Raw genomic sequence first — 22,914 nt, forward strand, 5'->3', positions numbered from 1 at the left:
GGTATATATATTTTGAGGGAGATGAAAGAATTATGCTGTGTCAGGAATGCAAACAGAAACCCGCAACCGTACATTTGGTGAAAATAGTAGACAATCACAAGACAGAGCTTCATCTTTGTGAGGACTGTGCCAGACAGCGGCAGGATTTCATGAATGTTACTCCGCTTACAATAAATGATTTAATTGCAAGCTTTATGGATATACAGAATCAGAACACTCAGAACGCTGCCAGCTCTGCTTATGAAAAACCCATGGCGCCCAAGTGCACTGCCTGCGGGCTGGACTTCAATCAGTTCCGCAAGACAGGGCTGCTGGGATGTGAGGACTGCTATCAGTCCTTCCGTGAGGAATTGCTTCCGCTTCTGCGAAGGATACAGGGAAATACGGTTCATACCGGGAAGGTGCCGAAGCGAAGCGGATCGGGGCTGGTACGGCAGAAGAAGATCACCAGTCTCAAGACGGAGCTGAAAAAGGCCGTGGAAACGGAAGCCTTTGAGAAGGCCGCGGTGCTGCGGGATCAGATCAGGGAACTGGAGCAGCCCGGCAAGGATCCGTCGGACGACAACAGACGAAAGCAGCCGGAGGACAAGGAACAAAGCCGGCACGAAAAGGGCGAACAAAATAAACCGGAGAACAATGGACAAAATAAGCCGGAAAACGACGATGAAAACAAGCAGGGAGGGAACGGGCAATGAGCTGGATCAATGAAAAAGGACCGGCCAAGGACGTTGTGCTGAGCAGCCGAACCCGTTTGGCGAGAAATGTGGCAAAATATCCTTTTCCGGTGATTCTTCCGGAGAAGCAGGCCAGGGAAATCGCTGAGAAAGTCCGGAAGAGCATCCGGGATGGGAAAACGGATCTGAATTCAGATTTTTTGTTTTTCTTTACAAAGGATGTACCGGCCGTGGAACGGCAGATACTGGTGGAAAAGCATCTGGCCAGCCCGGATCTGATGAAGAACCCCGGGATATCGGCTTTGGCCCTGGACTCTTCGGAGAAGGTCACGGTCATGGTGAATGAGGAGGATCACATCCGGATGCAGTGCATCCTTCCCGGCTTTCAGATGAATCAGGCATGGGAGACGCTGAATCATGTGGATGATGTCATTGAAGGGGAAGTGGATTACGCCTTTGACAAGGATCTGGGTTATCTGACCAGCTGCCCCACCAATGTGGGCACCGGCCTGCGGGCGTCAGTCATGCTGCATCTGCCGGCGCTGACGGCCAACAACCAGATGAATGCCATCCTGCAGGCCATATCCAAGATCAGATTGACGGCACGGGGCATTTACGGGGAAGGCACCGAAGCCCTTGGAAACATTTATCAGATCTCCAATCAGATCACATTGGGATCCTCGGAGGAGGATATTATCAATAATCTGAACGTTGCCTGCCGTCAGATTGTGGAGAATGAGCGAATGGCGAGAAAGGCCTTTCTGAAGGTCAATGGGATTCAGTTCAAGGATGCCATCTGGAGGTCCTTTGGCATCCTTTGCCATGCCAGGGTGCTGGAGCTCAAGGAGTTCATGGCGCTGATCTCCCAGGTGCGGATGGGCATCAGTATGGGGATCCTTCCCAACATCAATACGGAAGTCGTGGATACTCTCATGACAGAGGGCCAGCCGGCCGGTGTCCGGAAGAAAGCCGGCAGAAAGCTGGATGAGATGGAAGTCAATATTGTGCGGGCGGATCTCATAAGGAAAGCAATGAAAGACATAATAAGTTCAGAGACTAACAGTTAGGAGGTTATCGTATGGCTTTTTTCGGCCGATTTACAGAAAGAGCCCAGCGTGCCCTGATTTATGCCCAGGAAGAGGCAAGGAATCTGGGACATAATTATGTAGGAACGGAGCACCTGCTTCTCGGACTTCTGAGGGAAGGCGAAGGTGCAGCTGCCCGGGTATTGAAGGAGCTGGGTGTGGATGTCGATACCGTAAGGAATCAGGTGGAAAGCCTGGTTGGCAAGGGGAATTATAACTTTACAGAAGGGTTTGGCTATACGCCGAGAACCAAGCGGGTCATGGAGCTCAGCTTTTACGAAGCGAGAAATCTCGGACACAATTATGTGGGAACCGAGCATTTGCTGCTGGCCCTGATCCGGGAAGGAGAAGGAGTCGCCGCCCGGATCCTCATGGAGTGCGGGGTGGATCTCGGGTATGCCCGGGAGCAGATTATAAAAATGCTGAAGGAAGAGGGCATGGAAGCCCATCAGTCCTCCGGGAGGAAGAAAACGAATACTCCCACACTGGATCAGTACGGCAGGGATTTAACGGATATGGCCGAAGAAGGCAAACTGGATCCGGTGATTGGAAGGGATAAGGAAATTGAACGGGTCATGCAGATCCTGTGCCGCCGGACCAAGAACAACCCGGTTCTGATCGGGGAAGCAGGAGTCGGTAAGACGGCCGTTGCGGAAGGCCTGGCGCAGAAGATCCAGGAAGGCAATGTTCCCGGCCTGCTGAAAGGGAAGCGGATTGTTACCCTGGACATGGCCGGTATGGTGGCCGGTGCAAAATACCGCGGAGAGTTTGAGGAACGGCTGAAGAACATCATGGCGGAAATCCGGAAAGCGGGAGACGTGATCCTGTTTATCGATGAAATGCATACCATTATCGGCGCAGGTGCCGCAGAAGGTGCCATCGATGCTTCCAATATTCTGAAGCCCGCTCTGGCCAGGGGAGAGATCCAGGCCATTGGCGCCACCACAACAGAGGAATACCATAAGAATGTGGAAAAGGATCCTGCCCTGGAGCGCCGGTTCCAGCCGGTCATGGTGGAAGAGCCTTCCAGGGATGAGGCGGTGCAGATCCTGTTTGGACTGCGGGACAAATACGAGGCGCATCACAAGGTCCGGATTACGGATGAAGCCCTGAAGGCGGCCGTCGATCTGTCGGGCCGCTATATTACCGACCGCTTCCTGCCGGACAAGGCCATCGATCTGATTGATGAAGCAGCCTCCCGGGTACGGCTGCAGAGCTTTACCGCTCCTCCGGATCTAAAGGATCTGGAAACGAAAAAGGAAGACCTGATGAAGGAAAAGGAAGAGGCTGTCATGAATCAGAATTACGAAAAGGCAGCCCGGATCCGGGATGAAGAGCAGAAGGTTAAGGATAAAATCGAGGAAAGGAAGAACAGCCTGAGCCGGGAGTCCACTGCGAACAAGGAAACAGTGGGAGAGGAGGAAGTGGCTCAGATCGTGGCGAGCTGGACCGGGATTCCGGTCAGGAAGCTGACGGAAAACGAAAAAGAGCGGCTGCTCAATATGGAAAGCATCCTGCACAAGCGTGTCATCGGGCAGGACGAGGCGGTAAAGGCCGTATCCCGCGCAATCCGGCGCGCAAGAGCCGGACTGAAGGATCCCAGACGCCCCATTGGCTCCTTTATCTTTCTGGGACCTACCGGAGTAGGCAAGACGGAGTTGTGCAAAGCCCTTGCAGAAGCGTTGTTCGGTGCAGAAGATGCCATGATCCGGATCGATATGTCCGAATACATGGAGCGTTACAGTGTTTCCCGGCTGGTCGGCTCTCCTCCGGGATATGTGGGCTATGAGGAAGGCGGACAGCTGACGGAAAAGGTCCGCAGAAAGCCTTACTCCGTTGTGCTGCTGGATGAAATCGAAAAGGCCCATCCCGATGTGTTCAACATTCTGCTGCAGGTCCTGGAGGACGGACGATTGACGGATTCCAGGGGGCGGACAGTGGATTTCCGGAATACAGTGGTGGTCATGACATCCAACGTCGGTGCACATACCATCCGCAAGCAGAGCACCATCGGGTTTACTGCCACAGATGATATGGCTGCGTCCGAATATGAAAAGATGAAGGACAACATCATGGGAGAGCTGAAAAAGACCTTCCGGCCGGAGTTTTTGAATCGGATTGACGAAACCATAGTGTTCCATGCATTGGAGGAAAACGATCTGAAAAAGATCGTCAAACTGATGCTGGCCGATGTCTCCAGGAGGCTGGCCAGGAGGAACATCTTCCTGGAGGTGACGCAGGAAGCCCAGGACCATATGTCAAAGGAAGGCTTTGATCCAACCTACGGCGCCCGACCGCTGCGCAGGGTGATCCAGAGGATGGTGGAAGACAATCTTTCCGAGGAGATTCTGGCGGGGAACGTAAAGGTCGGCGAGACAATACAGGTTGGCATGAAGGACGGCAAGCTGAGTTTCCACGGTCTGCAGCCGAAAGAGCCGGATAAGGTCATGACAGGGAAATGATCCCCCTTTCCCGAGTGACCGGGCCGGGTACAGTATTTATGCTGTACCCGGCTTTGTTTATGGAGAAACAGACAGATTTCCGCATATTCCCGTGGGCTTCTCTTGAAGTAGAAGACTTGTGCGTGAAGGACTTTGCAGGATTTTTTCCATTGTTCATAGAATGGTTACAGGTACCGGATTTGGGTTTGCAATACATGGAAGAAAACGTGGAAGAGGGAAAATATGTCAAAGAAGAATACTATCTGGATTTGCCAGTCCTGCGGCCAGCATTATTATAAATGGGCGGGATTCTGCAGCAGCTGCGGGGAATGGAATACCATCGTGGAAGAGGTCGTAAAAAAGGAAGAACCTGTAAGGGGACTGGGAGTGGGCAGCGGAGATCCGGCCCGGCCTATGTCAGTGAATCAGGTCAGCTTTTCGGAAACGCCCCGTTTTTCCAGTGGCTCCATGGAGCTGGACCGGGTGCTGGGAGGCGGTATTGTACCGGGATCCTTTGTGCTGGTGGGAGGAGATCCGGGGATCGGCAAAAGTACGCTGCTGACCCATCTGGCCTGCCGGGTTGCCGAAAGCCGCGGCCCCGTCCTGTACATCAGCGCTGAGGAAAGTCCTCAGCAGGTGCGCCTGCGGGCGGAGCGGCTGGGAGCCATGTCGGATGATTTTTTTGTTGTGGCGGAAGCCGATATGCAGGTCATCGAAGGGCATATGAAAAACGTGAAGCCGGTGGTCCTCATCATCGACTCCATACAAACCGTTTACAAGCCGGATATTCCGTCTGCGCCGGGAAGTGTGGTGCAGGTGCGGGAAAGTGCCGCTCAGCTGCTGCGTATGGCAAAGAACACCGGGACGGCGGTTTTCACTGCCGGGCATGTGACAAAGGAAGGCGCCATTGCCGGTCCCAGGGTACTGGAGCATATGGTGGACACCGTATTGTATTTTGAAGGAGAACGATATACCCAATACCGTATCCTTCACGCGGTGAAGAATCGTTTTGGATCGCTGGAGATCGGGGTTTATGAGATTGGCGATGCCGGGCTGAAGGACATTCCCAACGCTTCGGAGCTGTTCCTGTCCGAGCGGCCGGTGAACGCCAGCGGGACAGTGGTTGTGCCGGTGATGGAGGGGACACGTCCGATTTTGGTGGAGGTACAGGCGCTGGTCGGATCCTCCAGCTATCAGAATGCCCGTCGGACCACCAACGGAATCGATCTGAACCGCCTGCAGCTACTCCTGGCTGTGCTGGAAAAACGGGCGGGCCTGCTTTTGGGAGGCAGCGACGCCTTCGTCAAGGTAGCCGGAGGGGTAAAGATCGACGAACCTGCAGTGGACCTGGGGCTGGCTGTGGCACTGGCTTCCAGTTACCGGGACTGTCCGGTCAATCCCTATACGGTGATCATCGGAGAGGTTGGACTGGCAGGGGAGGTCCGCGCCGTGTCCCATATGGAACAGCGAATCCGCGAATCCCGCAGGATGGGCTTCCGCAGGGCCATCGTTCCGGTCAGCGCAGAGAAGGTTCATACGGAACCGGGTTTTTCCCTTCTGGGCGCGCCCACTCTGAACGACGCCCTGAATATAGTCCTGGGCCGGTAATTGCGCGGACTTGTTTTGGCATTTCTGTCGCTGGGAACGTGGACTTCTTAAACTTCAGTTTTTTGTTTTTTACAAATGTGTAAGTCGAAATATGTCAAACGATTTATATTGCGACTATGAAGCAAATAAACATATAATGAAATAGGCATTAGTGGAACTTCGTTGTTTACATCAGTAAAGTTTGTTTTTGATTGTTTGTGTTTCGTGTGGTCAAAACAGGTCGAAATCGGGTGTATCAGCAAATATCCGCATCAATGAAGAAGATATATTAAGTTCGGTACCAACGATTCATTGCTGCTCCTATCCACAAAAAGGAATCAATATTGATTCCTTTGCTCTCGACTTGCCGATATTTATTCTGTCTGCTTTTCATTGAGCTGTGAATAGTAACGGAGTATGAATAATTCCGATAAAACTCACAGATTCCGTGTTGACTTCAACAATGTCATGTGTTAGAATAGCTGTTTTGACAATTCAGTTCTCTTGTGTTATAATGTAAATAATGTTTGAAAGAAGCAGAGCGAAAGGAGGCATCATCAAGTGTTTGAGATCGGAGATAAAGTGGTCTATCCCATGCATGGCGCAGGTATCATTGAAGGGATAGAGACAAAGGAAATCCTTGGTGAGAAGCAGCCCTATTATATACTTCATTTTCCCATTGGCAGCATGAAGGTCATGATTCCGACAAAGAGCGTGGAGGAGGTCGGGATCCGGGAGATCATATCCGGCGGTGAAGTCGGCAAGGTGGTAAAGGTCCTTGGCAAACACAGTTCCTCTCTTCCGGACAACTGGAACAAGAGATATCGGATGAATCTGGAAAAGATAAAGAGCGGTGACATATATGAGGTCGCTGGTGTGGTACGGGATCTGATGATCCGGGAGCGGGACAAGGGATTGTCCACAGCGGAAAGGAAAATGCTGAATACTGCAAGACAGATTCTTATCAGTGAAATTGTTTTGTCCACTTCGCAGAAAGAAGAAGACATCGCATCCATGATCGATAAAATCACATTGAAACAGGACAGCGTCTGACAGGCGCTGTATTTTTTTCTTTTTCCCATCCTCCCTTATAAAATTTTGGTATAATAGTTATAATAAACAATAGGAGGTGATAAAATGAGGAGAGCTATGCAATTTTTACTCTCTTTGCTTGGTTTTGCCCTGGGGATTGGAGTTGCATTTCCGGTCCGTTCGGTTTTGAATCATTTTCACATTGTACTGCTTCCCCAGTATCAGGACGCGGTTCTTTTTTCAATTTTTGGTCTTGCGCTTGCAATTATTTTATTCTTACTGTCATCCCGTATCATAGGGTATTCGATTGCTTTTTTGAAGTGGGTTGAGAGTAAGTTTTCGGATGTACCCACACCGGACATTCTGTTTGGTGCCATTGGTCTGATCGTCGGGCTGATTATTGCGTTTTTGATTACGGAGCCCATCAACCGTTTGAAGGTTCCCTGGTTGTCCCTGGTTCTTTCCGTTGCGATCTATATTTTATTCGGATATCTGGGCATCAACATTGCCACCAAGAGGCGGGAGGAACTGAGCAGTCTGGCGCTTTTCCGGAAGGCTCCAAAGGAAAAAGGCTCCAAAGAGAAGGCTTCCGCGGGAAAGACGGTCGTTCCCAAGGTTCTGGACACCAGTGTGATTATCGACGGACGCATCTTCGACATCTGTCAGACCGGCTTTGTCGAGGGGCCGCTGGTGATACCGTCCTTTGTGTTGCAGGAGCTCCAGCATATTGCGGATTCCTCCGACGCCCTGAAGCGCAACCGGGGCCGGCGGGGCCTGGATATTCTGAATCGCATCCAGAAGGAACTGGAGATTGATGTGGAAATCTACGAAGGGGATTTCACGGATGTCGCCGAGGTGGACGCCAAGCTTTTGAAACTGGGACAGCTGCTGAAGGGCAAGGTTCTGACCAACGACTACAATCTGAACAAGGTGGCGGAGTTCCAGGGCGTTCCCGTGCTCAACATCAATGAACTGGCCAATGCTGTAAAGCCGGTGGTGCTGCCGGGTGAGGAAATGGTGGTACAGGTCATCAAGGATGGCAAGGAGACCGGTCAGGGGATTGCGTACCTGGACGATGGAACCATGATCGTGGTGGACGGCGGCAAAAAGCATGTCGGGAAAACCATAGGCGTTTTGGTGACCAGCGTTTTACAGACGGCTGCCGGCAGAATGATCTTTGCGCGGCCGAAGGATGCCGAAAAAAATGTTTCCTGATTTCAGGGAGAGGGTTCTGGTATATGAACAATTCAGGAATGCAACGGGTATATGCGGTCCTGCTGGCAGCGGGAAAGGGCCGCAGGATCGGCGGGCCGGTACCAAAGCAGTATCGGAAGCTGGGCGGCCGGCCGATTCTGGCCCATACTCTTTTATCCTTTGACGAGGCGCCGTCGGTGGAGGAGCTGATCGTGGTCACGACGGAGGAAGAATATATTCGACAGGAAATACTGAGCCGTTATCCGGTAAAAAAGGCCGTCTCTTTCGTAAAAGGCGGAGCGGTGAGGCAGGAATCCGTCCGAAATGCAATCCGAGCCATACCGGGCGAAGGAATTGTCGTGATTCAGGACGGGGTTCGCCCGCTGACTGCGGTGGAGGTAATTGAAAAATGCATTATGGCTGCCAGGCAGTACGGGGCGTCCGCTGCCGGAATGCCGGTCAAGGACACCATCAAGGAAACTGACGGAGATGGCTTTTCCATACATACACCGGATCGCAGCCGGCTATGGCTGGTGCAGACGCCCCAGGCGTTCCGGCTGTCCCTGCTGCGGAAGGCGCAGGAAAAGGCGGAGAAAGATCATTATCTGGGCACGGACGACAGCTCCCTGGTGGAACGTCTCGGTCATCCGGTCCGGCTGGTGGAAGGCGGCTACACCAATATCAAGATTACCACTTCGGAGGATCTGGAGATCGCGGAGAGGTATCTTCAAAGCGGAGGGAGAACAGGATGAGGGTTGGAATCGGATACGATGTGCATCGCTTTGCGGAAGGCAGGCCGCTGATCCTGGGCGGGGTGAACATCCCCTGGGAAAGGGGCCTGCTGGGCCATTCGGATGCGGATGCCCTGGTTCATGCCATAATGGATGCCATGCTGGGCGCCGCTGCGCTGGGGGACATCGGGCAGCATTTTCCGGACAGTCAGGAAGCTTATCGCGATATCTCCAGTTTGCTGCTGCTGAAGCGGGTTTCCGGACTGCTCCGGGAAAAAGGATTCGGGATTGTGAATCTGGATGCCGTGATCATCGCGCAGAGGCCGAGAATGGCACCCTATCTTCCAAAGATGAAGGAAAACATTTCTTCTGTGTTGCATGTCGATCCGGCGTGTATCAATATAAAAGCCACAACAACGGAATGGCTGGGATTTTCGGGCCGGCAGGAGGGAATTGCCGCTCAGGCAGTTGCATTGATCGATGGAATGTGATATGGTAGATTTGGAAATAGAAAGCCACTTTTTGGGAGAATGTTTGAGGAAAATGAAGGAACGACAAGGAAATACCGGAAAATAGCAGGAGGATGCCAATCATGAAAAGAACAGCTGTTTTGTTGTTGATCGTCTTTTCCTTTTTCTGTCTGCCTGTATCAACCACGGCTCTGGCAGATGCGGTGGGGGACGAAGGAAAGACGGTTGTCAGCCTCGGTGCAAACCTTTCCGCCGATCAGAAGGAACAGATCCTGAAACTGTTCGGGGTAAAGCGGGAGGAAGCAGAGATCATCGAAGTGACCAATCAGGAGGAGCGGTCGTATCTCGAAGGAATGGTGTCGGATAAAAAAATAGGAAACAGGGCCATTTCCTCTGCATATGTTGAAGTACTGGGGGAAGGCAGGGGGATCCTGGTGGAGACGCACAACATTAACTGGGTGACCAGGGAAATGTATGCCAATGCCATGGCCACAGCCGGGGTGGAAAATGCCCATGTCATAGCGGCAGCCCCTTTTTCGGTGTCCGGTACCGCGGCACTGACGGGGGTTATGAAGGCTTTTGAAAAGGCCACGGGGGAAAAGCTGTCAGAGGAAGGAAAAAAGGCAGCCAATGAAGAACTGGTGACCACCGGCGAGCTGGGGGAAGATATCGGGAAGGACAAGGCAGCGTCGCTGGTAAAGGGAGTCAAGGAACGGGTTGTCCGGGAGAAAGTGAAGGATCCGGAGAAGATCCGGGATATTATCATTGACGTCGCCGGGGATCTGAACATCAACATCACGCAGCAGAATATGGACCAGCTGGCGGATTTGATGGAGAAGATCAGCCATTTGGATCTGAATGTGGACCAAATCTCCGGGCAGCTTCAGAATATCTCCAGGGGCCTGGATAAGGTAGGACAGACCATTAACGAAAACAAGGGAATTTTCCAGCAGATCCTGGATGCCATCAAGGGTTTCTTTGCATGGCTTGCCCGGGTTTTCAAGGGAAAAACGGCTTGATTCCCGTGCATTCCCCGGAGTGCCGCCCGTCCGGTGTGTGCGTCATTGACAGGTGAGGCACTTCCATACTATAATATTTGTGCGAATCTGGGTGGAAATCATAAAAGCCTCCGTCTTTGACTTTTCAGAGGGGAGGCTTTTTTGCACCAAAATAGGGGGATCATTATGTTCGAACTGATAAAGGGAGATATCCGGGCTGTAAGGGACAGGGATCCGGCAGCGCGGAGCACGCTGGAGGTTATTCTCTGCTATCCCGGACTCCACGCTGTCTTTTGGCACCGGATTGCCCACTGGCTGTACCGCCATAAATGCAAGCTCCTGGCACGCATTCTGTCGAATCTCAATCGATTTGCCACCGGCATTGAGATTCATCCTGCAGCAAAGATCGGCAAGGGCCTGTTCATTGACCATGGTATGGGTGTGGTTATCGGGGAGACAACGGAAATCGGTGACAATGTAACGATTTATCAGGGCGCCACCCTGGGCGGGACCGGCAAGGAAACCGGGAAGAGGCATCCCACCATCGGCAACAATGTGGTCATCAGCACCGGCGCCAAGGTGCTGGGCCCCTTCCGCGTGGGAGACAATTCCAAAATCGGGGCGGGTGCGGTGGTGCTGCGCGAGGTGCCGCCCAACTGCACCGTGGTCGGCATACCGGGCAGGGTGGTGAAAAAGGACAACAAGAGGGTGTATGGCGAAGAGCAAAGTCCCGATCTGGATCAGGTGGATCTTCCCGATCCAGTGAATGAAGCATTGATGAGACTGACGATCCGTCTGCTGGATCTGGAGAAAAAAGTGGAAGAATTGGAGGCAAAGCATAAGACATGAAGTTATACAATACGATGACCAGGACAAAGGAAGAGTTCATCCCTCTCCATCCGGGGGAACTGCGCATGTATTCCTGCGGGCCAACCGTCTATAATTATATTCATATCGGCAATGCACGCCCGTTTATCGTGTTTGACGTCTTTCGGAGATATATGGAATACAAGGGATATCGGGTGACATTTGTCCAGAATTTTACCGATATCGACGACAAGATGATCCGGAGGGCAAAGGAGGAAGGCACCACGGTCCGGGAACTGGGCGAGCATTACATTGCGGAGTATTTCAAGGATGCGGACCGGCTTGGGATCCGCCGGGCGGACCATTATCCGAGAGCCACGGAGCATATTGATGATATTATAGCGTTTATTCGTGTCCTGGTGGATAAGGGACTGGCGTATCCGGCAGGTGAGGACGTTTATTACGATACGGCTGCGTTCCCCTCCTATGGGAAACTGTCCGGACAAAGCCTGGAGGACCTGGAAGCAGGCGCCCGGGTGGATATCAACGAAGGAAAGAAAAGTCCCATGGATTTTGCATTATGGAAAGGCCAAAAGCCGGGAGAGCCGTTCTGGGACAGTCCCTGGGGCCCCGGGAGACCGGGCTGGCACATCGAATGCTCTACCATGGCCACCAAATACCTGGGAGAGACCATAGATGTCCATTCCGGCGGTCAGGATCTGATTTTCCCTCACCATGAGAATGAAATCGCCCAAAGCGAGGGAGCCACCGGAAAACCGTTTGCGCGTTACTGGCTTCATAATGGATATATCAATATTGACCATCAGAAGATGTCCAAATCGGCGGGCAACTTCTTTACGGTACGGGAAATCTGTGAAAAATTCGATCCGGAAGTGGTGCGGCTGTTCATGCTGTCCTCCCATTACCGGAATCCGATCAATTTCAGCAGGGAATTGCTGGAGCAGACCCGCAGCGCACTGGAACGGCTGTACAATGCTGATGCCAATCTGGGGTATCTGATCCGGAGCGCTCCGGAGGAACCTGTGTCTCCGGAAGACCAGAAGTTCCAGGATCAATTGCCGGAGTACACGACGGATTTTGAAAACGCCATGGAGGACGATATCAATACGGCAGGTGCAATCGGCGTCATCTTTGATCTGATACGTGAGATCAATACCTATGCCGGGCCGGACAGGTCAAAGGCGGTGCTTTGCGCCGCGCGGGAAGAACTGATGCGCCTGACGGATATTCTGGGGCTGATGACGAAGAAGAAGGGAAAGCTGGATGAGGAAGTCGAGGATTTGATTCGACAGCGGCAGAAAGCCCGGGAGGATAAGAACTGGGCTCTGGCAGACCGGATCCGGGATGACCTGAAAGAGCAGGGCATTGTTCTGGAGGATACTCCACAGGGCGTTCGGTGGAAACGTCAGGAATCTCCTTCGGTTAATTCATAAATTATTCATAATTTCTTTAAACTTTTTTGATATAATCTGATACGGGATGATATAATGAAAACTGCATTATGCAATGAGCCAGAATTTTTTAATTGGGGGGGAATACTTTGATCCAAGTTGAAAATCTGACCAAGCGTTTTGGTCAGCATGTTGCCGTGGATTCCATTGATTTTACGGTGGATTCCGGCGAAATACTGGGATTTCTTGGCCCGAACGGTGCGGGCAAGTCAACGACCATGAACATTCTCACCGGCTATATTTCTGCCACGGAAGGCACTGCCCTAATCGACGGCATCGATATTCTGGAGCAGCCGGAGGAGGCAAAGAAAAAGATCGGCTATCTGCCTGAATTTCCTCCGTTGTACGGAGAAATGACGGTGACGGAGTATCTGAATTTTGTCAGTGAGATCAAGGGGGTAAAGACATCGGATAAAAAGGCGGGGCTGGATCGAATCATGGACCTGGTCCGGATCGGCGATGTGAAGGGAAGACTCATCCGGAACCTGTCCAAAGGGTATCGGCAGCGTGTCGGCCTGGCCCAGGCACTGGTGGGGAATCCGGACGTTCTGATATTGGACGAGCCCACTGTCGGACTGGATCCCAAGCAGATTGTTGAAATCCGGAATCTGATCAAAAAACTTGGGAAAAGCCATACCATTATTCTCAGTTCGCATATTCTGCCGGAAGTCAGTGAAGTGTGTGAGCGGGTGGCCATTATTGATCGGGGCAGGATTGTAGCCAGTGATACGCCGGCGAACCTGTCGAAGGGTCTTGGCGATACCAGCCGGATTACGCTCCGGATTGCGGCTTCGGAAAAGCAGGCCCTCAAAGTGGTCGGGGAGCTGCAGGGGATTAGGTCTGTGGAGTCCCAGGGTTCCCGGGAGCCGGACACTGTGGATATCATTGTACAGGCAGAAAATAATGTGGATATCCGGAGACCTTTGTTTCATGCATTCAGCAGGGCATCCTACCCTATCCTGATGATGAGAGCCGTGGGCATGACTCTGGAAGATATCTTCATGCGGGTAACCACGCAGGATGATACGGTTTCCGACAAGGGGGTGCAGTAAATGCTGGCAATTATTAAAAAAGAATTTCTAACCTACTTTAAATCCATGACGGGCTATATCTTTATGGCGTGCCTGTTGTTTTTTGTTGGCCTGTTCTTCGTCCTGAACAATTTGCTGGGTATGAGCCCCCAATATAACGGAGTGCTTTCCAATATCACGTTTGTATTCATGCTGATTGTCCCGATCCTGACCATGCGCCTGCTGGCAGAGGAAGCCCGGCAGAAAACGGATCAGCTGCTGCTGACCAGTCCCATCAGCCTTTCCAGAATTGTTCTCGGCAAATTTCTGGGAGCGGTAAGCGTATTGTTTCTGACACTGGTCATTACACTGATTTATCCGGTCATCCTGAGTACCATGGGTTCCGTGAACTGGCCCGAAGTGATTGGCGGGTATGTCGGATTTTTCCTGTTTGGCTGCTCCCTGATCGCAGTGGGCTTGTTCGTATCCTCTATTACGGACAATCAGGTCATTGCCGCTGTTGTCACCTTTACTGTACTTCTTCTTATCTGGTTTATTGATACGATTGCCCAGGGGCTGCCCACAGATCGTACTTCCGGCATTATTTTTACGTGTATCCTGATTGCAGCGGTAGCTGTTATTTTCTATATGGCGGCAAAGAATTGGATTGTCAGCGGCGGGATTGTGGCGGCCGGACTGATTGGCGTGTTTGTTGGCTATCGAATGAAGCCGGCTGCTTTTGACGGACTCATTGCAAAGGTGCTGAACTGGTTCTCACTGCTCAGTCGGTATGACGACTTTTCCATGGGTGTTCTGAACCTCAGCCCGATTATATACTATATCTCCTTTTCCGGCATTTTTCTTTTCCTTACGGTGCGGATGCTGGAAAAGAAGAGATGGAGCTAAGGGGGAGCAGGGATGAAAAAAGGAAACATCTTACAGTCTTTCAAAAGCAAAAAATTTAAATACGGCGGCTATGCCACGCTGATAACGGTGATTGTCATCGCGGCGGTGATTGTCGTTAACCTGGTTGCAGACAGGATTCCGCTGCGTGTTGATTTGACGCAGAACCAGCTGTACACCCTGTCGGAGCAGACCGAAGACATGCTGAAGGATTTGAAGGACGATGTCACCATTTATTATGTTGGGGAACAGAGCTCAGTCAGTCCCGTGGTAAAGGAAATTGTGCAAAGGTATGAAAGAAAGTCAAAACATATTCATACCGGTACTATTGACCCTGTCCGGGATCCTCTGACTGCGAAAAAGTATACAAAGGAAGGGGAGTCACTCGCATCGGGTAGCCTTGTTGTGGAGAAAGGCAAAGTGTACCGCGTCATCGATCAGTATGATATGATCAATTACACGCAGAGCCAATCCGGCGGGTCGCAGCCCGAATCCCTGGCAGTAGAGCAGAGGCTGACTTCTGCGATCCTGTTTGTCGGCGGTTCGGAAATGCCGGTTGCCTATGTGCTGGAAGGACATAGTGAGACTCCTCTGGATTCCAACGCCAAAAAGCAAATGGAGCTGGAAAACTTTGATGTGAAGGAACTGAACTTATTGGGACAGGAGGGGGTTCCGGACGATGCGAATCTTCTCATTGTCAATTCTCCGCAGAAGGATCTTTCAAAAGAGGAAGCGGAAGCACTGAAGGCGTATCTGGAGGATCAGGGAAGGGCCTTGTTTATGATGGATGTTTTGCTGGATGATCAGCCCAATTTCCAGGCAGTGTTTCAGAATTATGGTATTGAGCTGTCCAATACTCTGGTATTGGAAGGGGAGCAGGGAAAATACGCCGGCGGCAACCCTTTGTATCTGGTACCGGATTTTGCGGATCATGACATTGTGAATCCCATCAAGACCAGCAAGATGCCGCTGCTGATTCCGGGAGGGCAGGCCATCCGTATCCTGGACGACAAGCGGAATACCCTGACGGTTCAGCCGCTTCTGACCACTTCGGACAAGTCGTTCGGCAGAAAGGCGGACAGCAGGGAATCTTCCGTGGAACGGCAGGCAGGTGATGTGCCGGGTCCGTTTGATCTGGCCGTGGCTGTTGAGGATCAGGTCTATAACCTGGCAGCCAATGAGACCTACACCACGAGAATGGTGGTGATCGGCAACTCCGGTTTTCTGGGAACCGGCTTTGAAGGAGGTTCCAACCTGTTCATGAACAGCCTGAACTGGATCTTTGAACGGGAGGATTCCATTACCATACGGCCCAAGAGCCTGACGGTCCAGCCCCTGAACATTACGGAAATGCAGGTCCGGATCTATGGAGCCCTTGCGCTGGTTGTAATTCCGGCCATTGTATTGATTGCAGGATTGGTGGTATGGCTGAGGAGGAGACATCTATGAAGAGGAAGCGCAGTCTGATTCTTCTGATTGTTGTGCTGGCAGTCCTGGGCGGCGTATATATTTACCTGAGCAGGAAGCCGGTGAAGGATGACACCCCGGAAAAGAAGGCGGAGTCCTCCATTGAAATCTCCAGTGTGGACAAGGATAAAATATCGAAAATCACACTGCAGAACAGTAAGGAAAAAGAGCTGACCTTTGAAAAGGAAGTCCGGACTGTGAAGGAAACGAAGGAAAAGACCGCGGATACGGACAAGTCCGGAAAAGGGAAGGACACAAAAGGTACGAAGGATCAAAAAGAGGAAGACAAGAAGCCAAAGACGGAGACGGTATGGAAGAATACCACCTACATTCCGGTTAAGCTGGATCAGTCCAAGGTAGAGGATCTGGCCCGGGTATTTTCTTCCCTGGTGGCGGACGATCTGGTGGAAAAGGATCCGGAGGATCTTTCCATCTATGGGCTGGATAAGCCGACGGCCACCGGTACGGCGCTGCTGGACGACGGAAAGAAGATCGTGCTGTATCTGGGAGACAAGACCGCCGAGGGCAATACGAATTATCTGATGAAGGAAGGCGACTCCAGGGTATTTACGGTTTACAGCAGCAACGGGGAGAAGCTGGGTGATTCCCTTGCGGATTACCGGGACAAGTCCCTTCCCCAGATTGATCTGACGTCCATGAGCTATCTGTATCTGTCCGGAGAAGGGCAGAAGGAGATCGAAATCAAAAAGACGGAGGATCAGTCCAAGGAGGAAGCCCAGTATGGACTGGGTGCGTTCCAATTGGTAAAGCCCTATAAACAGCCCAGAAGCATTGATTCTTCCAAGCTTGATCCAAAGCTGGAAGGAGTATCCAGTTTAGCAATCAAGGATTTTGTGGACGATCAGCCCGCTGATCCTGGAAAATATGGTCTGGACCATCCCAAACGGCATTTTGTCCTGAAGGATGAAACCAATACGCTGGATCTGCTCTTTGGAAACAGTCCGGATGAGGAAACCATCTATTTCAAGACGGCGGATTCCGATTCGGTCTATACTATGGAAAAATCCCTGACGGATTTTATGGATATTAAGCCCATGGAGATCGCGGATAAATTTGCGCTCATTGTAAACATTGAAGATGTGGATAAGGTAGTTCTGGAAGGCAAAGGAGAAACCCATACCCTGAGCATGACCCGCAGGACGGAAAAGGCAAAGGAGAAGGACAAGGAGGATGAGGTGGTCACGACATACTTCCTGGACGGCAAGGAAAAGGAAGAGGATCCCTTCAAGGACTTTTACCAGAGCCTGATCGGAATTGTGGTGGACGCGGAGAAGAATCATATGGTGCAGGGCCAGCCGGATTTCAAAATCACCTATTATTTGAACAAGGGTTCTCGGCCGGAGCGGAATGTTGCGTTTATCCCCTATGACGATGATTATTACTCTGTGGTACAGGACGGCGACATGGAATCCGAATTCCTGGTCACCCGCAAGAGGCTGGATTGGGTCATGAATGATCTGGCGAACCTGATGGCGGGGAAAACAAAGGATAAGGACTGATGGTTAACAGGCTGAAACCAGCAAAAAGCTCCACGAGAGTAAAAAACAAAACCTGATCGGTGGTTTCTTCAATATAAGCAGGAAAAAGAAAGGCTTTCCATACAAAAATGGAAGGCTTTTCTTTTTGTAATCTTTACATTATTTCAATTTTTCCCGTTTCGGTATGGGAATAATCAGGTATCCCTTCCTTATCTGAAATTATTATAAAAATATATTGATACCTTCTTTGCAGCATTCTGTCACCAGTAAGAATATTTCAGAATGTCACTGCTCTAGTTCCTTATGATAAATTGACATTGCCCAGTACACTCTTCACCAGATTCTTTCAAGCATGACAGGAGGCGGCGGTTGTGATATGATGGGCATGAAATTGGAAAAGGCAGGGAGGAAGCATGAAAAAGCGAAAACGTCTGTGGATTTTGATCCTGGTTCTGCTGCTGTGCATTGCTTTGCTGCTTTCTCCCGTCGGCGCTCCGATCCGAAGCTATGCGGTTATGCGGCCGTACAGTTCTTTCTGTTATCGGGACAGCTTAATGAAAACGGATTCCATCCGTTTCCGGATACCGGGAGGTGCCAGCACGAAGAAACCGGACTGGTATCCCTTTGTGATGACGTTTAATGACAATGAAGGACTTTCCGGGTACCTTGGGGAACAGGTGGAGTTTACCATCCTCTATAACTTCGGGCATTTTCCTCTATGGAAAGGCACTTCGTCCTATTATGATCCCGGTTCGGATTATTACAGCAGCTTCTACGGAGGATACATTATCAAACCCGGCGATAAATGCAGAAGGTTCGGCTTTTTGCCGGATGGGGAAATCAATGCGGAGGAGATTGTGAAGGTACCGGAGTATGATCAGCGAGCATTGGTTCTTTCTTCCATCGGCTGTTCCTGGGAGCAAAGTGTATTCCGTGAGGAGATCTCTTCCATTCAGTATGCTGTGCAGTATGCCGGATATGGGGATTGGGCCCGGATCGATTCCGGTATCCGGACCAACAGCCCGGTCCATCAGTACAGGGGATTTCAGCAGGGCTATCTGCAGTATGGCAGGCCCCAGGGCAGATTTTCTTATTCCGGTGATTTTCCCGTTATCGACCTGAAAGGACGGGTATATGTCCGGTACTTTGAGGAGTATCAGGCTACCATTGTGCTGTATATCATGGCTCCCTCCCTGGACACCGTCAATGAGTGCGACCGGGAGATTCTGTCCAAAACGATCATTGGCACATAAAATGGTTCGGTGGAAATAGGAAAGAAATGTATTCCGACTTTGAACGCCGAGTGGCACAAACACGCTGTTAATAGCAAAAACGCCAATGAAAGAAGATGAGCTTTGATGTATCCGGATGCAATGCTTTCATTTGTTGTAAAACGCAAAGTTGTGATAAGATAGATACATACATAATAACAGATTATGTGATGACAGATATCGATCATAGAAAAAGGTTGGATAAAGGTCGGATGCCAGGTGAAAAAGGGTTCCATGCAGTCAAACCAGTATGTTTCAGGAGTCATTGAGCGGATTACCTATGTAAATAATGAAAATGGTTATACCGTGGCCAAAATGAAAAGCGCGGGATATTTTGATCTGGTCACCATTGTGGGAAATATGCCGTCTGTAAATGTCGGTGCCGTGGTATCCCTGAAAGGGCAATGGAAGGTGGATACCAAATACGGGCGCCAATTTGTCGTTTCGTCTTTTGAGGAAAAGCTTCCTGCTACGGCTGCAGGGATCGAAAAGTATCTCGGCAGCGGATTGATCAAGGGCATCGGTCCGGTGAACGCAAAACGGATTGTCAGGAAGTTTAAAGAGAACACCCTGAAGGTTATTGAGGAAGAAACCGATCAGTTGCTGCAGGTGGAAGGAATTGGGCCGAAAAGGGTGGAGATGATCCAAAAGGCATGGGAGGAGCAGAAGGAAGTCAAGAATATCATGATTTTCCTGCAGTCCCATGGAGTTTCCACGGCTTATGGCGTAAAGATCTATAAAGCTTATGGCGATGAGAGTATTCAGGTCGTGCGGGAGAATCCCTATCGGCTGGCAGACGATATCTGGGGGATCGGATTCCGGACAGCGGACCGCATTGCGCAGAATATGGGTTTTGACGTTCAATCCTATGAACGAATCCGTTCCGGAATTCTCTATGTGCTTGGTCAGTTATCCAACGAAGGGCATTGTTTTGCCTATCACGATCAGCTGGTGGAAGAAGCGAAGAAGCTTCTGGAGGTGGAGACGGAGCGGATCGTCTCTGCCCTGGACAATATGCTGAAGGAAGGCTCCCTGATTCCGGATGAGGACGATGCCCTGTTCCTTCCGATATTTTATCATAGTGAAATCGGTGTGGCCCGCAGGCTGAAAAAGATTATGGAAACGGATACGCCGATTCTCCACAATCATGCCGGTTCCCTGATTGATTCCGTCGAGAAGAAGAACAGGATTCATTATGACGGGATGCAGCGGGAAGCCATTTTAAAGGCAGCATCCCATAAGGTCATGGTGCTGACGGGAGGGCCCGGCACCGGCAAAACCTTTACCACACTGGGGATTCTCTCCTTCTACCAAAGCCTCGGAGCCCGGATCCTGCTGGCAGCTCCCACGGGCCGGGCAGCAAAAAGGATGTCCGAGGTAACAGGCATGGAGGCAAAAACGATTCACCGGCTTCTGGAATTCAAGCCTGCAAAAGGATATACGATGAACGAAGGAAACCCGCTGAAATGCGATGTGTTGATATTGGATGAGGTTTCCATGATGGACCTGCTTCTGATGTATAACCTGTTGAAAGCGGTGCCGGACAAAGCGGTGGTTATCCTGGTCGGTGATGTGGATCAGCTTCCTTCCGTTGGGCCGGGGAATGTCCTGCGGGACATCATTGATTCCGGAAAGGTGGAAGTGGTCCGGTTGACAAACATTTTCCGTCAGGCACGGGGAAGCATGATCATCACCAATGCCCACCGGATCAATCAGGGGCTTCCCATCCGGTATAAGGGGGCCGTAAACCGGGATTTTTTCTTTATCGGAGAGGAAGATCCGGAGCAGGTGGCGCAGACCATTGTATCCCTTGTCACGAGGCGGCTGCCGAAATACTACAAAGCCGATCCGATCCGGGACATTCAGGTGCTTTGTCCGATGCTGAGAGGTTCCACAGGGGCTCACCACCTCAATCAGCTTCTGCAGGAAAAACTGACAGCCAGGGATGGGAAAGCAGCTTCTGTCAAGTATGGGGGAACGACGTTTTATATTGGCGACAAGGTCATGCAGATCCGAAACAACTATGATAAAAATGTATTCAACGGGGACATCGGACGAATCCGGGAAATCGTTCCGGAGGACCGAACCATCCGGATCTCCTATGATGATCGGATAGTGGAGTATGACTATACCGAGCTGGATGAGATCATCCTGGCCTATGCCGCCACCGTGCATAAAAGCCAGGGAAGCGAGTATCCCATTGTGATCGCTCCCCTGACCACCCAGCATTATGTGATGCTTCAGAGGAATCTGCTCTATACCTGCATCACCAGGGCCAGAAAAGTTTATGTACTGGTCGGGTCCAGGCGTGCTGTGGCCATGGCTATACGAAACAATAAAATCGCGAAGAGGAACACCATGCTGGCAAGACGCATTGCCGGGCCTCAATAATCATTCTTTGGTCTGTGACATTTAGCAACCATTTATGTTTTTGAGCCCAGTTTATTTTATCTTGATACATAGGAAGTCGGTTCGGGTTATAATCTTATGCTTGATGATACAGGCCATATCCTTTTCCTGAAGCATTTGGAGGTACGAAAGGCTACAAATATAAAAATGATGAAGCCATCACCTTTGTGCCTGTATCAACCTATTTCAGTAAAAATGCATGAAAGGATAACCGGAAAGAAGAACAGGGGCTTATTGGCAGAGAAAAAAGATATCGTAGATACCTATAATACGATAAAGGATCAAATCCATGGCAAATGAAACACGTTTTTGCAGGAACGCGGGAGTGTTAGAACTCCCGGTTCCTGTAGAATTTTACGGAAAGGCAAAAGGAGGCCAGCAGGAAAACAAAAGCCAGTCCCAGGAGCAAAAGGGATATCTGCAGATCCGATGCGCTCTGAAGAGCTGAGGCGATTGCCCGCAGCGCCGTATTCCCCTGGGCGCTGTGGATTTCCTCCGACAGGACATTGACGCCGAAGGTGACGCCGAAGAACAGGGCAAAGAAGAGAAAAAAGCTTGCTACCCTGGCTTTCATGAAGCCCAGCCTGAAATACACCGGGAGATAAAGGCTGTTCATCAGCGCAATGGCGACGATGGATCCCATCATGCCGGTTGCGGTAATGGGGGACGCCTTTATGGGCAGCCGGGTGAGATGGATGACAGCGGCAAATGCCATATATCCCAGAGAGGCAAGGAGAGTATAGACAAACATGGACAGATATTTGGACAGGACAAGTTTCTCCCGGCTGACCGGCATACTGTTCCATAGGATATCTGCCCCGGACTTATCCTCATGACTGCAGGCTGCCGCAATCATCTGATAGGTCACTGCCACGGCAATGGCTGGGAAAGGGTCGGCCGTTATATTTTGAAAGGTAATGCCAAACAGGATAATATAAAGCCCCATATAGGCCAGCGTTTTCTTTTGTATCAGGATATCTTTCCAAATCAGATTAAACACGGGAGGACTCCTTTCTTGTATAATACAGCATAATATCTTCCAGGGTGGGGGGATCGATCACAGCCCCCGCCTTTGCAAAGGCCTCGGTCGTTTCCTTTGCTGTGCTCATGGCTTCAAATCCGTAATTGCTCTTTCGGATGCCCTTCAGGTCTGAACTTCGGACGGTATCCAGGAGGGATGCCTTCCCCTTTATAATGGCATGGTTTTCCATCAAAGCATCCTTCTGTGTGCAGAACAGGATCTTTCCGTTATATATCATGACGACATAGTCCGCAATCCGATCCAGATCGGAAGTGATATGGGTGGAAAAGAACACTCCCTTGTTTTCATCCTGCATGAGGACATACAGGATGTCCAGGATTTCACTGCGTACCACCGGGTCCAGTCCCGCAGTGGGCTCATCCATGATCAGCAGATCCGCATGATGGGAAAGGGCGATGGCCAGGGAAAATTTCACCTTCATCCCCCGGGAAAGATCCTTCGTTTTTTTATTCCCGGGCAGGTCAAACTTTGCGGCATAGCTTTGAAACTGCTGCTCATCCCATTGATCATATACGGGTGCGATGATCCGTTTCATTTCCTCCACCGTCAGTTCCTCATAAAAATGGCTCTCGTCATAAACAAATCCGATTCGGTTCTTGATTTCCTTCGCCTGTCGGACAGGATCCAGTCCAAATATCCGGATTTCCCCACTGTCCTTTTTCAGCAGGTTCATAATCAGCTTGATGGTCGTGGTTTTCCCGGATCCGTTGGGGCCGATAAAACCGGTGATAAAGCCTTTTGGCAGGGAGAAGCTGATATTATCCAGTGTAAAATCCCCAAAGGTTTTTTTCAGGTTCCTGATTTCCAGAATGTTTTCCAATT

Annotated in this window: 19 protein-coding genes; 17 read left to right on the top strand and 2 right to left on the bottom strand. The window is 50.8% G+C overall.

The genetic code is table 11. The annotated features are described in order from the left end of the window. Window positions 1–32 precede the first annotated feature (32 nt). The 17 genes from QBE55_05825 (at window position 33) to QBE55_05905 (ending at window position 21,032) form a co-directional block, all read left to right on the top strand. A complete protein-coding gene (locus tag QBE55_05825) occupies window positions 33–695 on the top strand; it encodes a UvrB/UvrC motif-containing protein (protein WZL79649.1) in 663 nt (220 codons plus the stop codon). Continuing rightward, window positions 692–1,741: a protein arginine kinase gene (locus tag QBE55_05830; GenBank protein WZL79650.1), complete on the top strand. Its 1,050-nt coding sequence runs from the start codon at window positions 692–694 to the stop codon at window positions 1,739–1,741. Before QBE55_05825 ends, QBE55_05830 begins: the two co-directional genes overlap by 4 nt. 11 nt (window positions 1,742–1,752) lie before the next feature. Further along, window positions 1,753–4,221 carry an ATP-dependent Clp protease ATP-binding subunit gene (locus QBE55_05835; GenBank protein WZL79651.1) on the top strand — a complete coding sequence of 823 codons (2,469 nt, stop codon included), beginning with the start codon at window positions 1,753–1,755 and terminating at the stop codon, window positions 4,219–4,221. 222 nt (window positions 4,222–4,443) lie between these two features. After that, on the top strand, window positions 4,444–5,808 hold the full coding sequence (radA, locus tag QBE55_05840; protein WZL79652.1) for a DNA repair protein RadA: 1,365 nt from the start codon (window positions 4,444–4,446) through the stop codon (window positions 5,806–5,808). A 540-nt stretch (window positions 5,809–6,348) separates the two neighbouring features. Then, entirely contained in the window at window positions 6,349–6,840 is a 492-nt protein-coding gene (locus QBE55_05845) for a CarD family transcriptional regulator (protein WZL79653.1), read from the top strand. An 84-nt stretch (window positions 6,841–6,924) separates the two neighbouring features. Next, window positions 6,925–8,034: a PIN/TRAM domain-containing protein gene (locus QBE55_05850; protein ID WZL79654.1), complete on the top strand. Its 1,110-nt coding sequence runs from the start codon at window positions 6,925–6,927 to the stop codon at window positions 8,032–8,034. 23 nt (window positions 8,035–8,057) lie between these two features. Beyond that, window positions 8,058–8,765, top strand: coding sequence for a 2-C-methyl-D-erythritol 4-phosphate cytidylyltransferase (ispD, locus tag QBE55_05855; protein WZL79655.1), 708 nt, complete (start codon window positions 8,058–8,060; stop codon window positions 8,763–8,765). Beyond that, the gene (gene ispF / locus QBE55_05860; GenBank protein WZL79656.1) at window positions 8,762–9,235 is read left to right on the top strand and encodes a 2-C-methyl-D-erythritol 2,4-cyclodiphosphate synthase; all 474 of its coding nucleotides are present in this window, start codon (window positions 8,762–8,764) and stop codon (window positions 9,233–9,235) included. The genes ispD and ispF overlap by 4 nt, the downstream gene beginning before the upstream one ends. Window positions 9,236–9,336: 101 nt before the next feature. Next, entirely contained in the window at window positions 9,337–10,233 is an 897-nt protein-coding gene (locus QBE55_05865; GenBank protein ID WZL79657.1) for a DUF1002 domain-containing protein, read from the top strand. 165 nt (window positions 10,234–10,398) lie between these two features. Then, a complete protein-coding gene (cysE, locus tag QBE55_05870; protein WZL79658.1) occupies window positions 10,399–11,061 on the top strand; it encodes a serine O-acetyltransferase in 663 nt (220 codons plus the stop codon). Further along, window positions 11,058–12,473, top strand: coding sequence for a cysteine--tRNA ligase (gene cysS, locus QBE55_05875; GenBank protein WZL79659.1), 1,416 nt, complete (start codon window positions 11,058–11,060; stop codon window positions 12,471–12,473). Before cysE ends, cysS begins: the two co-directional genes overlap by 4 nt. A 107-nt stretch (window positions 12,474–12,580) precedes the next feature. Next, the gene (locus QBE55_05880) at window positions 12,581–13,543 is read left to right on the top strand and encodes an ABC transporter ATP-binding protein (GenBank protein ID WZL79660.1); all 963 of its coding nucleotides are present in this window, start codon (window positions 12,581–12,583) and stop codon (window positions 13,541–13,543) included. Beyond that, the gene (locus QBE55_05885; GenBank protein WZL79661.1) at window positions 13,544–14,407 is read left to right on the top strand and encodes an ABC transporter permease; all 864 of its coding nucleotides are present in this window, start codon (window positions 13,544–13,546) and stop codon (window positions 14,405–14,407) included. Window positions 14,408–14,419: 12 nt separating this feature from the next. Further along, the gene (locus QBE55_05890) at window positions 14,420–15,853 is read left to right on the top strand and encodes a GldG family protein (GenBank protein WZL79662.1); all 1,434 of its coding nucleotides are present in this window, start codon (window positions 14,420–14,422) and stop codon (window positions 15,851–15,853) included. Next, complete coding sequence (locus tag QBE55_05895) at window positions 15,850–17,391, top strand: DUF4340 domain-containing protein (GenBank protein WZL79663.1); 1,542 nt, start codon at window positions 15,850–15,852, stop codon at window positions 17,389–17,391. The genes QBE55_05890 and QBE55_05895 overlap by 4 nt, the downstream gene beginning before the upstream one ends. Before the next feature lie 392 nt (window positions 17,392–17,783). Then, window positions 17,784–18,623 (top strand): hypothetical protein, encoded by an 840-nt coding sequence (locus tag QBE55_05900; protein ID WZL79664.1) that lies wholly within the window; start codon window positions 17,784–17,786, stop codon window positions 18,621–18,623. Between the two features lie 252 nt (window positions 18,624–18,875). Further along, window positions 18,876–21,032, top strand: a complete 2,157-nt coding sequence (locus QBE55_05905) for an ATP-dependent RecD-like DNA helicase (protein ID WZL79665.1) — start codon at window positions 18,876–18,878, stop codon at window positions 21,030–21,032. 346 nt (window positions 21,033–21,378) lie between these two features. Here the strand turns inward: QBE55_05905 and QBE55_05910 are convergent, their stop codons facing one another. Beyond that, window positions 21,379–22,050, bottom strand: a complete 672-nt coding sequence (locus QBE55_05910; protein WZL79666.1) for an ABC-2 transporter permease — start codon at window positions 22,048–22,050, stop codon at window positions 21,379–21,381. After that, on the bottom strand, window positions 22,043–22,912 hold the full coding sequence (locus QBE55_05915) for an ABC transporter ATP-binding protein (GenBank protein ID WZL79667.1): 870 nt from the start codon (window positions 22,910–22,912) through the stop codon (window positions 22,043–22,045). The genes QBE55_05910 and QBE55_05915 overlap by 8 nt, the downstream gene beginning before the upstream one ends. Window positions 22,913–22,914 lie beyond the last annotated feature (2 nt).

It is taken from the genome of Eubacteriales bacterium mix99 (assembly GCA_038396605.1).
GTDB lineage: Bacteria > Bacillota > Clostridia > Caldicoprobacterales > DTU083 > UBA4874.

Excerpts from the sequence above, each read along its gene's own strand:
- ispD (WZL79655.1), top strand. The coding sequence starts at position 8,058 with ATGAACAATTCAGGAATGCAACGGGTATATGCGGTCCTGCTGGCAGCG.
- QBE55_05890 (WZL79662.1), top strand. The coding sequence starts at position 14,420 with ATGAAAAAAGGAAACATCTTACAGTCTTTCAAAAGCAAAAAATTTAAA.
- QBE55_05835 (WZL79651.1), top strand. The coding sequence starts at position 1,753 with ATGGCTTTTTTCGGCCGATTTACAGAAAGAGCCCAGCGTGCCCTGATT.
- radA (WZL79652.1), top strand. The coding sequence starts at position 4,444 with ATGTCAAAGAAGAATACTATCTGGATTTGCCAGTCCTGCGGCCAGCAT.
- QBE55_05900 (WZL79664.1), top strand. The coding sequence starts at position 17,784 with ATGAAAAAGCGAAAACGTCTGTGGATTTTGATCCTGGTTCTGCTGCTG.
- QBE55_05850 (WZL79654.1), top strand. The coding sequence starts at position 6,925 with ATGAGGAGAGCTATGCAATTTTTACTCTCTTTGCTTGGTTTTGCCCTG.
- QBE55_05885 (WZL79661.1), top strand. The coding sequence starts at position 13,544 with ATGCTGGCAATTATTAAAAAAGAATTTCTAACCTACTTTAAATCCATG.
- QBE55_05830 (WZL79650.1), top strand. The coding sequence starts at position 692 with ATGAGCTGGATCAATGAAAAAGGACCGGCCAAGGACGTTGTGCTGAGC.
- QBE55_05825 (WZL79649.1), top strand. The coding sequence starts at position 33 with ATGCTGTGTCAGGAATGCAAACAGAAACCCGCAACCGTACATTTGGTG.
- cysE (WZL79658.1), top strand. The coding sequence starts at position 10,399 with ATGTTCGAACTGATAAAGGGAGATATCCGGGCTGTAAGGGACAGGGAT.
- QBE55_05905 (WZL79665.1), top strand. The coding sequence starts at position 18,876 with ATGCAGTCAAACCAGTATGTTTCAGGAGTCATTGAGCGGATTACCTAT.
- cysS (WZL79659.1), top strand. The coding sequence starts at position 11,058 with ATGAAGTTATACAATACGATGACCAGGACAAAGGAAGAGTTCATCCCT.
- ispF (WZL79656.1), top strand. The coding sequence starts at position 8,762 with ATGAGGGTTGGAATCGGATACGATGTGCATCGCTTTGCGGAAGGCAGG.
- QBE55_05895 (WZL79663.1), top strand. The coding sequence starts at position 15,850 with ATGAAGAGGAAGCGCAGTCTGATTCTTCTGATTGTTGTGCTGGCAGTC.
- QBE55_05865 (WZL79657.1), top strand. The coding sequence starts at position 9,337 with ATGAAAAGAACAGCTGTTTTGTTGTTGATCGTCTTTTCCTTTTTCTGT.